Source organism: Novosphingobium sp. ERW19 (genome assembly GCF_012641315.1).
In the GTDB taxonomy this organism is placed as follows: Bacteria; Pseudomonadota; Alphaproteobacteria; order Sphingomonadales; family Sphingomonadaceae; genus Novosphingobium.
Genome location: NZ_JABAIC010000002.1, coordinates 274,986 through 291,396, shown reverse-complemented (window position 1 = coordinate 291,396; position 16,411 = coordinate 274,986). Strand labels below are relative to the sequence as shown.

At 63.5% G+C, this 16,411-nt stretch carries 11 protein-coding genes; 5 read left to right on the top strand and 6 right to left on the bottom strand.

Features of this window, described 5'->3' with window-relative positions; genetic code table 11:
- Positions 1-5: 5 nt before the first annotated feature.
- Entirely contained in the window at positions 6-2,561 is a 2,556-nt protein-coding gene (locus tag HGI46_RS04770; protein ID WP_168903306.1) for a hypothetical protein, read from the top strand.
- 9 nt (positions 2,562-2,570) lie between these two features.
- Here the strand turns inward: HGI46_RS04770 and HGI46_RS04765 are convergent, their stop codons facing one another.
- Genes HGI46_RS04765 through HGI46_RS04755 form a run of 3 tightly spaced genes read right to left on the bottom strand, consistent with a single transcriptional unit; the run spans position 2,571 to position 8,685 of the window.
- The gene (locus HGI46_RS04765; RefSeq protein WP_168903305.1) at positions 2,571-5,987 is read right to left on the bottom strand and encodes an error-prone DNA polymerase; all 3,417 of its coding nucleotides are present in this window, start codon (positions 5,985-5,987) and stop codon (positions 2,571-2,573) included.
- A complete protein-coding gene (locus tag HGI46_RS04760; protein ID WP_206065536.1) occupies positions 5,987-7,426 on the bottom strand; it encodes a UdgX family uracil-DNA binding protein in 1,440 nt (479 codons plus the stop codon). Before HGI46_RS04760 ends, HGI46_RS04765 begins: the two co-directional genes overlap by 1 nt.
- Positions 7,423-8,685: a putative DNA modification/repair radical SAM protein gene (locus tag HGI46_RS04755; RefSeq protein WP_168903304.1), complete on the bottom strand. Its 1,263-nt coding sequence runs from the start codon at positions 8,683-8,685 to the stop codon at positions 7,423-7,425. The genes HGI46_RS04760 and HGI46_RS04755 overlap by 4 nt, the downstream gene beginning before the upstream one ends.
- Before the next feature lie 125 nt (positions 8,686-8,810).
- On the opposite strand from HGI46_RS04755, the gene HGI46_RS04750 reads away from it, so the two are divergent.
- Positions 8,811-9,707 (top strand): alpha/beta hydrolase, encoded by an 897-nt coding sequence (locus tag HGI46_RS04750; protein WP_168903303.1) that lies wholly within the window; start codon positions 8,811-8,813, stop codon positions 9,705-9,707.
- A gap of 4 nt (positions 9,708-9,711) precedes the next feature.
- Here HGI46_RS04750 and HGI46_RS04745 read toward each other — a convergent pair whose 3' ends face one another.
- Entirely contained in the window at positions 9,712-11,304 is a 1,593-nt protein-coding gene (locus tag HGI46_RS04745; RefSeq protein WP_240946586.1) for a DNA polymerase Y family protein, read from the bottom strand.
- Positions 11,198-11,968, bottom strand: a complete 771-nt coding sequence (locus tag HGI46_RS04740) for a hypothetical protein (RefSeq protein ID WP_240344658.1) — start codon at positions 11,966-11,968, stop codon at positions 11,198-11,200. The genes HGI46_RS04745 and HGI46_RS04740 overlap by 107 nt, the downstream gene beginning before the upstream one ends.
- A 161-nt stretch (positions 11,969-12,129) precedes the next feature.
- On the opposite strand from HGI46_RS04740, the gene HGI46_RS04735 reads away from it, so the two are divergent.
- The gene (locus HGI46_RS04735; protein ID WP_118073933.1) at positions 12,130-12,612 is read left to right on the top strand and encodes a pyridoxamine 5'-phosphate oxidase family protein; all 483 of its coding nucleotides are present in this window, start codon (positions 12,130-12,132) and stop codon (positions 12,610-12,612) included.
- Between the two features lie 76 nt (positions 12,613-12,688).
- Here the strand turns inward: HGI46_RS04735 and HGI46_RS04730 are convergent, their stop codons facing one another.
- Positions 12,689-14,227: an amino acid permease gene (locus HGI46_RS04730; protein ID WP_118073934.1), complete on the bottom strand. Its 1,539-nt coding sequence runs from the start codon at positions 14,225-14,227 to the stop codon at positions 12,689-12,691.
- A 205-nt stretch (positions 14,228-14,432) separates the two neighbouring features.
- Between HGI46_RS04730 and panB the strand changes: the two genes are divergently transcribed.
- Entirely contained in the window at positions 14,433-15,302 is an 870-nt protein-coding gene (panB, locus tag HGI46_RS04725; RefSeq protein ID WP_168903302.1) for a 3-methyl-2-oxobutanoate hydroxymethyltransferase, read from the top strand.
- 41 nt (positions 15,303-15,343) lie between these two features.
- Positions 15,344-16,411: a DUF475 domain-containing protein gene (locus tag HGI46_RS04720; RefSeq protein WP_168903301.1), complete on the top strand. Its 1,068-nt coding sequence runs from the start codon at positions 15,344-15,346 to the stop codon at positions 16,409-16,411.

Genomic DNA, 16,411 nt, shown 5'->3' with positions numbered 1-16,411 from the left:
GCGTCATGAACGGGGGAAGACGGATCATTCCGATCGATGGCGCCAATGAGGACGCCGGTGAGGCGAGCATGGCCGGGCCAACTGCGCCTGAGGATGCCGAGCTGGCATATATGCCTCCAGCTTTCCTTGAGAAAGCATCGGCAAGCGACTGGAATAGCGCAGAAATCCCTGCGCTCAAGAAATCCTGGCCAGCGCTTGTGCTGGCTGGCGGTGCGATTGCTGGTTGGACGGCATTCTTCGTTTGGGTTGTGATCCTTGCTCAGCCAACGCCCGCGTCTGCAGAGCAATGGGCATGGTGGTTGACGCAATGGAGCGTGCCCGTCCTGCTGGTGCTTGTTCTGCTGCTCGTAGTCATGCGTACAAGCCGGCAGGAAGCGGCCCGCTTCGCCGATGCGGCACGCCTGCTGTCGAACGAATCGGCTTACCTTGAGCGGCGCCTTGTTTCGATCAACACCGAACTGGCGCTGGCCCGCGACTTCATGGCCGCGCAAGGTCGCGATCTTGAATCGTTGGGCCGCGTTGCGGTCGATCGGCTTTCGGGCAGTGCCTCGCAGCTGGATGGGCTGATCAGCCGGAACGGCACGCAGATCGACAGGATCGCCGAAGTTTCGGCAGCCGCGCTCGACAACATGGAGAAGCTTCGGGGGCAATTGCCGGTCATTGCCAATGCCGCCAAGGACGTGACCAACAACATCGGCAATGCCGGACGCACCGCGCATCTGCAGCTTGAAGAGCTGGTCTCGGGCTTTCAGCGCCTCAATGAGTTCGGCCTTGCCAGTGAACGGCAGGTCGTGTCGTTTCGTGACCGGGTCGACAGCGCGCTGGAGGGATTTGCCAAGGCTTCCGAAGACCTCGGCCTTCTGGCCGAAAATCGTTTTGATGCCCTGACGCAGCGCAGCGTCGATCAGGCGGCCATGGCTGCCGAGGCGGAACAGGCTGCCCTTGCGGTTTGGCGGGAGCGCAGCGATGCCCATGCGGCATCCCTTAAGGAAACTCTCGTCCAACTCGGCGAGGCGCACGAGGGACTTATCGCGGACTCGGCGGGACGCCTGGCACGCTTTGAGGAGGCCGCGCGTTCGCTCACGGCAATGCTCGAAATCCAGGGCCGCGATCTTGACGAACAACTGGCGCGCAGGCGCGCCTCTGCCGAAGCTGGCGCCGCGGAACAGCGCGCGGCTCTCGAAAACCGTCTTGCCGAAATAGACGAGGCCGTTGCCGAGCGTCGCTCTGCGATGGAGCGCGCCGCCGCTTCTGCCGCCGAAGGTTTGGCGTCAAAGCTGGCCGAGCTTGATCAGGCGATCGAGGCGCAGCGCAGCACGCAAATTGTCGAGGCTGAGAAGCTTGCTTCCAGATGTGAGGAAATCGGAAGCAAGGTCAGTGCCTTCTCCGAAGTCCTTCGCAACTCTGGCGAACAAGGCGCACAGACAGCGTCGCAGGTTGACAAGGCAATGGCCGATCTCACCGCGCGACTGGGTGAAATGCGCCACGCGCTTTCCGGCACGGACCTGCAGATCGGCGAATTGACCGATTCTGCTGTGCGGCTTCTCGAGCTGATCCAGGCCGGTGGCGACCACACGCGCACCCAGATTCCGGAAGCCCTGCGCAGTACTGAAGCCGGGCTCAAGGGTCTGGAGGATCGCGTGTTCACCTTGCGCGATACCTTGCGCGAAGCAGGCGATGGCGGGCGCAGCCTTGCCGAGACGGTTGGTTCTGCTCGCAGTGAAGTTTCGAGCACGATCAAGGAATTGCAGAAGGCGCAAAAGGCCCTGTCCGAGCAGGCGGCAGAGCATGAGCAGCAACTTTCTGCTCTGCGCGACGTGCTGGCCGGGGTGCGCGCCGAAAGCGATGCACTGTCACAGGATATCGAGAGCCGACTGTCAGGAGCAATTGGCGGCTTGAACGAGGCTGCAACCAAGGCTGGTAAAGACCTGCGCGTCAGCACTGCGGGTGAAATCGAAAGCCTCGCCGAACGGCTTGGCGAACAGAGCAGTGCCGCGATCGCGCGGGTGCTTCAGGGGCGCGCGGCCGAACTTGTGGGGCGTCTTGAGGAAGCCATCGATGCCGCAGCGGCAGCAAGTCGCGACACCGCAATCCAGATGCGTGACCAGTTGGCGAAGGTCGATGAACTGGCCGGCAATCTTGAGGCGCGGGTCGATCGCGTTCGCGAGAAGGCAGAGGAGAAGGTCGATAACGACTTTGCCCGTCGCGCGGCCCTGATCACGGAATCGCTGAACTCGTCCGCCATCGACATTGCCAAGGCGCTGTCGACGGATGTTTCGGAAACCGCTTGGGCATCGTACCTGCGCGGGGACCGCGGCATCTTCACCCGCCGCGCCGTGTCGCTGCTGGAAAGTGCCGAGGCCAAGGCGGTACAGGCGCATTACGAAGCTGAGAGCGAGTTCCGCGAGCATGTGAACCGCTACATCCACGATTTCGAATCCATGCTGCGCCAGTTGCTTTCGACCCGTGACGGTAACGCTCTGGGCGTTACGTTGCTCTCGTCCGACATGGGCAAGCTCTATGTCGCACTGGCGCAGGGGATCGAGCGCCTGCGTACCTGAGCTTGAGGCCTAATGAAAATCGCGTGACTTGGGGATGATCCTCACGTCACGCGGGTGTGTCCGGGCACCGGGACCGGCGCGTTCGGGGATCGGCCTGTTGCACTCGTCCGCCCGCGCAATCGGCGGCATGAGCCGGTCGGCATCGGACAGCGCATCCAGGCTCGCGCTGGCATCGGTCAGGTGCATGGCGATGACATGGATGACCTCGTCGTCGTATTCGACACGCCCGCGCACCTCCATCAGCCGTGCGCCCATGATGATCTTGCGCTGCTTCTCCATCAGGTCGGGCCAGATCACCAGATTGACCACGCCAGTCTCGTCCTCGAGCGTGATGAAACAGACACCCTTGGCGCTGCCGGGGCGCTGACGCACCAGCACCACGCCGGCAACCTGCACCGTGGCGCGATACTTGTGGCTCCTGAGGTCCGCCGCCCGGACAAAGCCGCGTTCGCCCAGCATCGGCCGCAAAAACGCCAGCGGATGGGCCTTCAGCGACAGGCGATGCGTCTGATAATCGGCCACGACCTCCTCCGACAGCGGCATCATCGGCAGGACGGCACGACTGCGCTCCTCGCCTTCCGAGCGTGACGTCATGGCGGCAAACAGCGGCAGCTCCTTGGGCGCGACAAGGCTGCGGGCATCCCACAGCGCCTGCCTGCGCGAGAGACCAAGCGAGCCCAGCGCATCGGCTGCGGCAAGCCGCTCGACCAGTGCCGGAGACAGCCCTGCCCGTTCCTTCAGGCTGGCGGCATCGGTAAAGACACCACCCTCGCCTCTCGCCGCAACAAGCATGGCGGCCGCATGTTCGGGAAAGCCATCGATCTGCCTGAGGCCAAGCCGGAGCGCGCCTCCGCCCTGCTCCAGCGTGCAATCCCAGTCCGAATGGTTCACATCGACCGGCAGCACCGGCACGCCGTGCCGCGCCGCATCGCCGACGATCTGCGCAGGGGCATAGAAGCCCATCGGCTGCGAATTGAGCAAGGCGCAGGCGAAAGCCGCCGGATAGTGGCACTTCAGCCATGACGAGACATAGACGAGGTGGGCGAAGCTGGCGGCATGGCTTTCGGGAAAGCCGTATTCGCCGAAACCCTTGATCTGGTTGAAACAGCGTTCGGCGAAATCCGGATCGTAGCCGCGCTTGACCATGCGGCCGACCATCATGTCCTCAAGTTCGTGCACCATCCCGCGGGAGCGGAACGTGGCCATGGCCTTGCGCAGGCGATTGGCTTCGAGGCTGGAAAACCGCGCCGCATCGAGCGCGATCTTCATCGCCTGCTCCTGGAAGATCGGTACGCCCAGCGTGCGGTTGAGGATCGAGCTCAGCTCATCGGCGGGGCCATGTTCGGGTCCGGGCGCAGGGATCTCTACCCTCTCCTCACCCCGCCTGCGCTTGAGATAGGGGTGGACCATATCACCCTGGATCGGGCCGGGACGCACGATGGCGACCTGAATCACCAGATCGTAGAACTGGCGGGGGCGCAGGCGCGGCAGCATGTTCATCTGCGCGCGGCTTTCCACTTGGAACACGCCGAGAGAATCGCCCTTGCACAGCATGTCGTAGACCGCCGGGTCCTCGCGCGGGACCGTGGCCAGCGTCAGGTCGCGGCCGTGGTGCGCGCCCAGCAGATCAAGGCACTTGCGGATGCAGGTGAGCATTCCGAGCGCCAGCACGTCGACCTTGAGAATGCCGAGCGCGTCGATGTCATCCTTGTCCCATTCGATGAAGCTGCGATCGGCCATCGCGCCATTGCCGATCGGCACGGTTTCGGTCAGCGGCCCTTGAGTGAGAATGAAACCGCCAACGTGCTGGGAAAGATGGCGCGGCATTCCAATCATTTGCTGGGCAATTGCGATAACGCGCCTGAGGTAAGGATCGGTGCCGTCCAACCCGCTTTCGTTGACGTTCTTCTCCCCCACCTCGGTGCCCCAACTACCCCAGACGGTGCGAGCGAGCGCGCCGGTCACGTCTTCGGACAGGCCCATGGCCTTGCCCACTTCGCGGATCGCCATGCGCGGGCGGTAGTGGATGACCGTGGCGCAAAGCCCTGCACGGGCACGGCCAAAACGGCGGTAGATATACTGGATGACCTCCTCACGCCGTTCATGCTCGAAGTCGACGTCGATGTCGGGCGGCTCCTTGCGCTCCTCCGAGATGAAGCGATCGAACAGCAGTGCGTGCTTGGCGGGATCAACGGCGGTTATCCCGAGGCAAAAGCAGACCGCGGAATTGGCAGCTGAGCCACGCCCTTGGCACAGGATCGGAGGATCGCAATTACGTGCGAAATCAACAATATCCTTGATGGTCAGGAAGTAGGTTGCAAGGTTCAGCTTGCCGATCAGGTCGAGTTCCCGGCGCAGAGTATCGGCAACGCTCTCCGGCACGCCATCCGGATAGCGCCCCCGTGCACCTTCCCACGTCTGCATTTCGAGCCAGGATTGCGGATCGTGGCCTTCGGGGCAGATTTCTTCAGGGTATTCGTAGCTTAGCTCCTTGAGGCTGAACTGACAGGAGTCCGCCACTTCGCGCGTGGCACTGATTGCCTGGGGCCAGCGCTCGAACAGACGGACCATCTCTTCAGGGGATTTCAGATGCCGTTCGGCATTGGGTTCGAGCAAATGCCCGGCCTTGGCCACGGTGGTCTTGTGACGGATTGCCGTCATCACGTCCTGAAGCGGACGGCGGTCTGGCGTGGCGTAGAGCACTTCGTTGGTAGCCAGCAGGCCAAGGCCATTGCTCCGAGCTAGACCGTTCAGCCGTTCGATCCGGGCAATGTCATCGCCGACGTAAAGGTAGCTCGCGGCCAGATGGCGCATGGTCGGCAGGCTGTGGACAAGCTTGGGGAGAAGCTCGGGAAAAGGCAGGGAAAGGCTGTTCGTAATCGGTGGAAGAACTGGGGATTCCCCACTTGGAAAAGCATAGACATTGCTTTCGCTTTCCGCCGTAAACATCTGATCCAGATCAGCTGGGGGAACGAGGATCAGGTGAATGCCCTCGGCATGGGCAGCCAGCATGGGTAAATCGATCTCACAGATGCCCTTGGCCTGCCACTCTCCAGTGAGCGTGCGCATTCGCCCAGCCGAAATGAGGCGGCACAGCCTACCGTACGCGGCGCGGTCCTGCGGATAGGCCAGAAAGGCCAGGCCCTCGACGGTTTCGATCCTGCAGCCGATAACGGGACGCATGCCCGCCCCATCTGCTTCGGTGTGCAGACGTACAATACCGGCCAGGGTGTTGGCATCGGCAATGCCCAGCGCATCGTAGCCCAGTTCGCGTGCCGTCCTGACCAGATCCTGGGCGTCCGAGGCACCGCGCAGGAACGAGAAGCAGGTTGCCAGCCCCAGTTCGACAAAGGCCGCCGGTGAAGGTGGCGGCCCTTCGAATGGCGCGACATGGCGCCGCGGCGGCGTCAGCGCAGGTTCGGGCATCAGACTGCGCCAGAAAGTTCCGAAAGTCTATCCGCTACCCGGCGTAAATCATTCGCAAACTTGTCTTCTTCCTCGGCGCGACCGTGATCTTGCAGACGCAGCAGATAGCTGGGATGCGTGGTGATCCACAGCTCGCTGCCATCGTCGAGCAAATGTGGCTCGCCCCGCACCTTTTGCACGCTGACCGTCTTGCCCAGAAGGCTGCGTGCCGCGCTTGCGCCCAAGGCGAGGATGAGCCGGGGCTGGACCAGCGCGCGTTCGCCATCAAGCCACCAGCGGCAGATATCAATTTCCTTGGCGGTGGGATTCTGGTGGAGACGGCGCTTGCCACGGGGAACGAACTTGAAGTGCTTGACCGCATTGGTCACGTAGGTGCGTTCGTCCGAAATACCCGCTTCTTCGAGATGCGAGCGCAGCAAGCGACCGGCCGGGCCGACGAACGGACGGCCCTGCTCCTCCTCGGTATCGCCCGGCTGCTCGCCCACGATCATCAAGGCGGCGGATGCAGGCCCTTCGCCCATGACGGCACGGGTACCGTTGCAGCCGATCTCGCAACGGCGGCAGCCGAGGATTGCCTCGCCAATCGCGCCAAGGCTTTGCGGCCGTTCGCCGAAGTCCTGTTCGCCCGCCTTCACCATCTGCGCCTCGCGTGCCTGTGCGCCTGCGATCAACTCGGGGATGAGCGCCGCTTCGGGCATGTTCTTCCAGTACTTGCGGGGCATTTCCTTGAGCATGGCCCCGACCTTCAAACGCGCGGGATTGAAGATCGACGCATAATACTTGCGCCACAGCGCCTCGACCGGATCGCCCGAAGGAGCATCTGCACGGGTGGCCGGCGGGCCTTCCTGCAGCGCCTCGCCATCCCAATGCAGGGTCCCGCGCGGGGTGAGAATCGACCAGCGCATGGTGGTGAAGCGACGCACGAAGAACCCGGCGTTGGCGCGCAGGATATGGTGCTCGGGCTCGAACCAGGCGACGTAGTGCTCGCCTTCTTCGTTCTCCACGCTGCGAAAGCGGACGAAAGCGCGCATCTTGTGAATGTCCCGCCGGACCTGCCGGGCGAGGTCTTCCATGGCGCGCACGTCGGGATCGGCCTTGTCCTCCATCAGGCGGGGGCGTGACTGCAGGCGCCACAACGTGCGATAGAGCAATAAAAAGCGCGTAGAATCAGAATGAAGGATCACGCTTTGTGCAAGCTGCAAGAAGTCTCGCGAAACGCGGGGCTGTGGGGCATCGTCAGGCGGCGATGGCAGGCGGCGGTCACCATGCGCGAACAGGTCCGCGCCCTGATCGGCAGGGGATTCCCAGGTGACCCGGTCTGGCGGCACATCGGCGCGGACCATGCGGCGCGCGGCATCACGCCACCCCTCGAAATCGTCCGGCGCGGCAAGCTGGATGCGGAACGCTTCGGCCAGGCGCATGTCACGGAACGGCTTCATGCGAAGAGTTCCATCTGGGTGGGCTTGACGGCGGGGGCCAGAAGGCTTTGCAGATCGGCCCGGTCGGTCAGGAGCACAGGGCGCCAGTCCTCGGTGACGATGAACGGGCGCACCTTGGCAACAGAGACGGTCAGTTTGCCAACGTCGGCCAGGCGCAGGCGGCGTTGGCGGCGGGCGGCGACCAGGGCGTTGACGGCCTTCACCCCCAGCCCCGGCACGCGCAACAGCTTTTCGCGCGGGGCACGGTTGACGTCGACCGGAAAGTCCCCGCGAAAGCGCAGGGCCCAGGCGAGCTTGGGGTCGATATCGAGCGGGAGCATGCCATCGTTGCCGGTTGCCTGCTGCACTTCGTGCGGGGCAAAGCCATAGAAGCGCATCAGCCAGTCGGACTGGTAGAGCCGATGTTCGCGCATCAAGGGCGGACGCTTCAGCGGCAGGACCGCGCTGGCATCGGGGATCGGGCTGAAGGCTGAGTAATAGACGCGGCGCAGGCGAAAGCGGTCGTAAAGCGTGCTGGCGCGACCGACGATATCGGCATCGGTCGCAGCATCGGCGCCGACGATCATCTGGGTGGACTGGCCGGCGGGAGCAAACTTCGGCGCATGGCGGAAGCGCTTGCGGGCGTCCTTGGCCTCGACAATCGCTTCTTTCAGCGACCCCATCGCTCCTTCGATCTGCGGCGCGGACTTGTCGGGCGCAAGGCGAGTGAGGCCGGCCACCGTGGGCAATTCGACGTTGATCGAGACGCGATCGGCATAGAGCCCGGCCTGGGCAACCAGTTCGGGATCGGCCTCAGGGATTGTCTTGAGGTGGATGTACCCCCGAAAATCGTGTTCTTCCCTCAGGATACGGGCGACTTCTATCAACTGCTCCATGGTGTGGCTGGAGCTTTTGACGATCCCCGAGGAGAGGAACAGCCCCTCGATATAGTTTCGGCGGTAGAACGACAGCGTCAGGTCCACCACTTCCTGCGGAGTAAAGCGCGCGCGGCGGGTGTTCGAGCTCTTGCGGTTCACGCAGTAGTGGCAATCGAACACACAGTGGTTGGTCAGCAGGATCTTGAGCAGCGAGATGCAGCGACCATCAGGCGCATAGGCATGACAGATGCCCATGCCCTCGGTCGACCCGATGCCGCGCCCTGGTCCATTTGGCCCGCCCTTGCTGTTGCGCTTGGTAGTACCCGACGAAGCGCAGGAGGCATCGTACTTGGCAGCATCGGCCAGGATTTCGAGGCGTTCGAGAACGGTAAGTTGCGGCATTCGTTCCTTATATGTTCTTTCAGCATCCTGCGCCAGCCCGTACCTGTGGACAGGCCGAGGGAAGGAACGCGAAACGGGACGAGCCGTTCAGGCACCACACGGGCGGGGCCTGAGGAGACAATTTGATGCCGATGATCGAGACCCGCGACGGGACCCGCCTTTATGCCAAGTCGTGGGGCGATGGGCCGCCGGTGGTGCTGATCCACGGCTGGCCGCTTTCCGGCGACAGCTGGGACCCGGTGAGCAATGCGCTGGCCGATGCGGGCTTTCGTGCGATCGCCTATGACCGGCGCGGGTTCGGACGTTCGGACCAGCCTTCGGGCGGCTATGATTACGATACCTTTGCCGACGATCTGGCTGACGTCATGGCGGCAATGAGTGCGAGCGATAACGTGGCTTTGGTCGGCTTCTCGATGGGCGGCGGCGAGATCGCACGCTACATGTCGCGCCATGGCGGTCGCGGGGTTTCGCGGGTGGCGCTGGTGTCATCAGTCGTGCCCTACATGCTCAAGACCGACGACAATCCCGACGGCGTTCCGCAATCCACGTTCGATGAAATGACCGACGGCATGCTGGAGGACCGGGCCAGGTTCTTTACCGGCTTCTTCCGCGATTTCTATGGCGTGGGCATGCTGAGCAGGCCGGTGAGCGACGAGACGCTGAAGCTGTCTTGGGCAACGGCGATGCAGGCGGGCCTGAGGCCGACGCTGCTCTCAGCGAAGGCTTTTGCCACTACCGATTTCCGTGGGGACCTGCCCTCGTTCCGCGTGCCGACTTTGGTAATCCACGGTACCTCCGATGCGACTGTGCCGATCGAGGCAACCGGGCGCGCCGTTGCCAGGGCCGTGCCGCATGCAACGCTGATCGAGTACGATGGCGAGCCGCACGGGGTCTTCGCAACGCAGACCGAGCGGCTGACCAAGGACCTGCTCGATTTTGTCTCGGGCCGTCCCGCCGAGACGATGCCGCAGGAAGTGATCGACACGCTGACCGCACAGACCATCGTGGCGCCATCGATCTGATGCTTCAGGCAAAGAGCCCCTGGATGAACCATTCAGGGGCTCCACCGCGCCCGTCCCCGATCACGCCGTGGCGGTAGATCCAGTAGCGGCGACCGGTCTCGTCCTCGATCCGGTAATAATCGCGAAGGCGCACGGTGGAGCGTTCGCGCCACCATTCCGGAGCAATGCGCTCTGGCCCTTCGGCTCGTGCGACCTTGTGCAACTGTCCGCGCCATTGGAACTGGCGTGGCAGGCCGTCCGGGGTTTCATAGATGACCGCGACAGACTCCGGTTTATCCAGGAGTTTCAGTGGCCTGTGATGGAAACGCAATTCTTCCTGTGAAGAGGGTATATCCGCCAGCGATGGCTGCCAGCGTTGGGCGCGTTCGGGCAGATGACTGGCGTGAGCGACCGGACGCTGTACCGCTTCTGGCCCAAGGCGCACGGTCAGGCGATCGATACAGGCGGCCAAACTGGTACCATGACGCTCGGCCGCGGCGTCGAGATCGGCCTGCGACAGGTGCAAGGGTTCCGCCCACGGCACGCGCAGGCGCACAAGTTCTATGCCGAACCCCGCATCGAGATCATCGAGCCGTGCGGCGAAGAGACGGCAGATATGGGCCGGATCGCGGGAGGCGGCAGCCATCTCGAGCCGCCTCACAATCACCTCGCCATCGACCTTCCACATCCCCAGCTCAAGGCGACGTGCCCCCTGCCCCAGCCCTTCGAGCAGGCGCGCCATGTCGGCGGCGAGGTCCTCGACCACGCGATCGAGAAGGGTGCGGTGGCGGATCGGCTCCATCAGTCGGCGCTGGACCAGCGGGGCAGGCACGCCCACGACGGGCAGCAGCGGTTCAGGCCGCAGGCCGAAGATCTGGTCGAGCCGCAGCAGCGGATTGGCGGCGGCCGAGCGATGATTGCGGAAGCGGCGCGCCAGGTTCTCGCGCGTCAGCCCTTCGATCTGGCCCAATCGCTTGAGGCCGAGGCGGCGCAGCAGCAGGATCACATCGGCGTCGAGACGCAGCGCGGCGACGGGGAGATCGGCGAGAAAGGTGCGCGGGTCCGCTTCCGCAGGCTGGACTGCAGCTGTCGGTCCATGGCGGGCGAGTGCCCAGGCCGCGCCTGCCGTGGGTGCAAGCGCAGCGCGTGCCGTCAAGCCACGCTTGTTCAGCAGGGCCAGCGCATCAGCGATCAGGGCTTGCTCGCCGCCGAACAGGTGCGCCACGCCGCTGGTATCCACCAGCAGTCCATCGGGTGGATCGAGCGCGCTCCAAGGGCCCCAGCGTTGTGCCCACAGGGCAAGGTTCTCAAGGAACGCAATGTCGCCCGCAGCATCGGCAGGGCGCACGACAAGCGCGGGGCAAAGCGTGCGCGCATCGGTGAGGCGCATCGACGGCGCAGCCCCCGCCGCGCGGGCCGCAGCGTTGGCGGCGACAATGCGCGGGCCGTGGGCGGTGTCCTCGATCAGCGCGAGCGGGGCGGCGTCAAGCCCTTCCCCGTACTTCAGGCCTTCAACCAGTCGCCAGCGATCGATCGCCAGATCCGTGCACCAGATCGCCATGATCCGGCGTCCGGGATTCTGGGAGAGCAGGTTCGGCGACGAGGAGAGCGTCGTCATCGCGCAAGGTCCATTGTCCGGGGTGGAAGGTATGGGCGCGAAACAGATCGGCCCGCCAGGTGGCCGTGCCCGGGGCGTGGGCATTCCAGCGCGGCCGGGGTGAAGGTGCGGGTCCCACCTCCCAGCGCATGCGCGCCGCGCCGAGATCGCGCCGGGCATCGAGCCGCACGAGCCACAACGGCACGCCGTGCTTTTCTGCAGCAAGGCTGAGACGGCGCGAGGCGGTGAAATCGAGCGCGCGAGGATTGCCGCCGATCTCGCCCATCACGAAAGCCATGTCACGACAGCGCAATCCCTCTTCCAGCGCGAACAGCGCATCTTCGGGCGTGGCGGCGGCAACGTGGATGAGGCGATGGCGCAAGTCGGCTGGCAAGCCTGGCAAGTAAGGCCGGCCAGAAAGACGCAGTGCCGCCTTGTCCTGCACCCACAGGAACGGGCGGCGATCGGGCAGTTCTGCGACTTGCTGCTGGCGCAAGGCATCGCGGGCCAGCGCCAGCGCCATTCCCGCTCCGCAGGCATCGCGCGCAGGTGCGAACAGCTCGGCATGAGCGCAATCGAGGGCCAGCCCCGGCTGCCAGCGAGGCGTGCGGGCAGAGGTGCCGATACCGCGCGCAAGGCCTGGAGCCAAGGCGACAGGATCACGGATAGGGGCGTGTTCGATCATGCGATTCGTTCCTTTGTTCTTATTATGTTCCATTTCAGGGAACGCGCAATCCGTCTGTCGTTTCCCTTTTGTGCACAGCCTTGGGGAAAAACCTGGGGGGAACTTCACCCGCTCCGTCCCGTTCATCAGGCAACTGCCGACAAGCAAAGGACATTCGAGCAATGAAGTACGATCAGGGCAATCCCGAAGAGCTACGCGAAAAATTCTGGAAGGCGATGTCTTCATCGCCCTACGTCATGCTCCAGCTCGACAATGATCCGGATTCGGCCGCGCCGATGACCGCGCAGCTCGACAAGGACGCCAACAGCGCGATCTGGTTCTTCACCAGCCGTGACAACCGCTTTGCCAAGATGGGCGGAGCCACCGCGACGTTCTCTTCCAAGGGGCACGATGTGTTTGCCCGCTTCCATGGCGTGCTGGTCGAGGAAACCGATCGCGCGGTGCTGGAAGAGCACTGGAACAACTTCGTGGAAGCCTGGTTTCCGGGCGGGCCGGATTCGCCGAACCTGCTGTTCTTGCGCATGAACCTCGGCGATGCCTCAATCTGGGCGGGTGAACTCGGCCTGATCGGCACGGCCAAGATGGCGCTGGGTATGGACGTCACCAACGACGTCAAGGGCGGCTACACCGACACCAAGCTGTAAGCACTGTCACCTGCCAGCCAAACGAAAAGGGCCGCCCCGAAAGGAGCGGCCCTTTTTATTCAACCCTTGCACACGATCAGCTGATCGGCGGCACCGGCTGCGGCGGCGCGTCAGCGTCTTCCTCATGCACTTCCACGAGGCCACGGCCGACATGGCTGCGGCTGCGGCTGTAGCCGAAGTAGATCAGCAGGCCCAGCGCACCCCACACGGGCAGCACCATCTTGGCGTCGAACGGCAGCAGCAGGTAGAGCGCGAAAGTCCCGACAATAGCGAGCGGCGCCGTCAGCCAGATCAGCGGCGTGCGGAATGGACGATGACGGTTCGGCTCGGTCCGGCGAAGCACCAGCACCGCGATGGCCACCATGAAGAACGCGAACAGCGTACCCGAGTTCGAGATGTCGGCCAGCTTGCCTACCGGCAGAAACGCAGCCGCTGCAGCGACAAACACGCCGGTAATGCCGGTAACGATGTGCGGCGTCTTCCACTTGGGGTGAATCGTGGCGAGCTTTTCCGGCAGCAGACCATCGCGCGCCATCACGAAGAAGATGCGAGTCTGACCGAACAGCATCATCAGGATGACCGAGGGCAGGGCAAGACCGGCAGCAAGGCCGATCACACCGCCAAGCTTGGTCCAGCCGATCTCCTTGAGAACGTGGGCCAGGGCTTCCTTCGAGCAAGCCAGAGGCTCCTTGCCGAGCGCGGCGAGCGACGCACACTGGTCTGCCAGAGCCTTGGAGCCCGGAGCGAGGACTTCACCGGCAGGACCTGAAACGGGCTGCGCACCGATCGAGCCAATCGCGCCGCCTGCGACGAGGATGTAGAACACCGTACAGATCGCAAGGCTGCCGATCAGCCCGATCGGCACGTTGCGCTGCGGGTTCTTGGTTTCCTCGGCCGCGGTCGAGACCGCATCAAAGCCGACATAGGCGAAGAAGATCGAAGCCGCTGCACCGCCAACGCCGATGATGCCCCAGCCGTTAGGCGTGAATGGAGTGAAGTTCGGGCCGTTGTTCAGGTACTTGAACGTGGCGAACACGAACAGGGTCAGCGCGCCGACCTTGATCGCAACAAGCACCGCGTTGACCTTGGCGCTTTCCGAGGTGCCGATCATCAGCAGCCAGGTAACGAGCAGGCCGATAACCAGCGCCGGCAGGTTGACCACGCCGCCCGCGAAAGGACCGTTGGCCAGCGTCGCTGGTATCTCCAACCCTATGTAATCTCGCAAGAGTCCGACGAAATAGCCCGACCAGCCCACGCAGACCGCTGAAGCTGCCACCGCATATTCGAGGATCAGCGCCCAGCCGACCATCCATGCCAGCAATTCACCCATCACGGCATAAGTGTACGTATAAGCTGACCCCGAAACAGGCACCATCGATGCCAGTTCCGAATAGCACAGTGCCGCCACCGCGCAGACAAAACCGGCGATGATGAAGCTCCAGATCATGCCCGGCCCGGCCTTTTGCGCAGCTTCGGCCGTAAGCACGAAGATGCCGGTGCCGATGATGGCGCCGACGCCGAGCAGGGTGAGCTGGACCGGGCCCAGCGAGCGATGCAACGATTTCTTTTCAGCAGTTGCTAGAATGGCGTCGAGCGGTTTGACGCGACCGAACATGAAATTCTCCCGCCTTGGTCCGGCACCTGAAACCAAAACGGTTGCGCCGGAAACCAGGTTATGGCGCGTAACGCTAGCGGGAACGGCCCTTCGCGCAAGCCATTTTTCCCCAGACTTGCATCAAAGGGTTGTCAAATATCGGGCCATCTTGCGGGTTTTCGACAAGCAAGTAGAAGCGTCTGCCCGCTTCAGAGGATGCGCAACGATGTCCACGACCTTCCAGCTCGACACCGCCACCAGCCGCGCGAACCCGACGCCCGCACCGATGAAGCGGCTGACGATCCCGGCGATCCGCCAGCGCAAGAAGGACGGCGTGACCCAGGAACCGGTGGTGATGCTCACCGCCTATACCGCGCGGCAGGCGCAGTTGCTCGACGCCCATTGCGACCTGCTGTTGGTGGGGGATTCGCTGGGTCAGGTGATCTATGGCCTGCCCTCCTCCGTGCCGGTCACGCTCGACATGATGGCAGCGCATGGCGCGGCGGTGGTGCGCGGGTCGTACCATGCCGCCGTCGTGGTCGACATGCCGTTCGGCTCCTACGAAGCCTCGCCGCAGCAGGCATTCGAGAGCGCCTCGCGCCTGCTCAAGGAAACAGGCTGCGCAGCGGTCAAGCTTGAAGGCGGCGAGGCCATGGCCGAAACCGTCGCTTTCCTTACCCGGCGCGGCATTCCGGTGATGGGCCACGTCGGCCTCACTCCGCAAGCGGTGAACGTGCTCGGCGGCTACAACGCGCGCGGCCGCAGCGAGGCCGAGGCTACCAAGATTGTCGGCGATGCGCAGTCGCTGGCCGATGCCGGCGCCTTTGCCATCGTGATCGAGGGGGTAGTGGAGCCCATCGCTATCGCCATAACGCAAGCAGTGCCCTGCCCCACCATCGGCATCGGCGCTTCGGCGCAGTGCGACGGGCAGGTGCTGGTGACGGAGGACATGCTCGGCATGTTCGAGCGTGTGCCGCGTTTCGTGAAGATCTACGAGAACATTGCGGACACGATTTCCGGCGCTGCCGCCACTTATGCTGCCGAAGTGCGCTCTCGTGCGTTCCCCGGTATTGAACAGACCTATCAGCCAAAGTAACGCGCCACGACACGCACGGCACGCCAACAAGGGAATTCCGTTTGCTCCGCTTCTACAAGGGTTCGATCCTTTTTACGCTGGTCTGCCTGGCACTGGCCGTTGCCTACGGCTGGATGCAGACCGGCACTGCCAGTGGCACCATGTCACTGCTCTGGATCGTGTTCGTCCTTTCCATTCTCGAAATCTCGCTGTCGTTCGACAACGCGGTGGTCAATGCGGCCGTGCTCGAGGAAATGGACGAAATCTGGCAGAAGCGCTTCCTGACCTGGGGCATGATCATTGCCGTATTCGGCATGCGCATTGTCTTTCCGCTGGCCATCGTGGCGATTGCAGCGGGGTTGGGGCCGGTAGAGGCGTTGAACCTCTCCTTGAACGATCCCAAGCGCTACGAAGAGATCGTCAGCAGCGCTCATGTCGGCATCGCCGGCTTTGGCGGCGCGTTCCTGGCAATGGTGGGCCTGTCTTTCTTCTTCGACGGCGAAAAGGAAGTTCACTGGATCCGCTGGGTCGAGGAAAAGCTGGCCGTCGTATCCAACGTCAAGGCAGCCGAAATCGCCGTGCTGCTGCTTGGCCTCTACGGCATATCATTGCTGCTGTCGGATGCAGAAGCGCTGACATTCATTGTCTCGGGCGTGCTTGGCCTGGTCACCTTTATCGCCGTCGAAGCGCTGGGGACGATCCTGGAGATGCGCGACGAGGCACAGAAGGCTGCAGGCGTGGTGGTGCGCTCGGGCCTTGGCGGCTTCCTCTACCTCAACGTGCTTGACGCTTCATTCAGCTTCGACGGCGTGATTGGCGCATTTGCCCTGTCCAACAACATGGTGATCATCGCCCTTGGCCTGTCAATCGGCGCAATGTTCGTCCGTTCGATGACGATCATGCTGGTAAAGAAGGGCACGCTCTCGGAATACCGCTACCTTGAGCATGGCGCGTTCTGGGCCATCATCGCGCTTGGCGCGATCATGCTGCTGTCGGCAAAGTTCCACATCCCCGAAACCGTCACCGGCCTGATCGGCGCGGCGCTGATCGGACTGTCGCTGTGGTGGTCGGTCCGCCACAAGCGCAAGTACCCGGACAGCGAAATCGACGCCGCCGTCCGGGCAGACTGA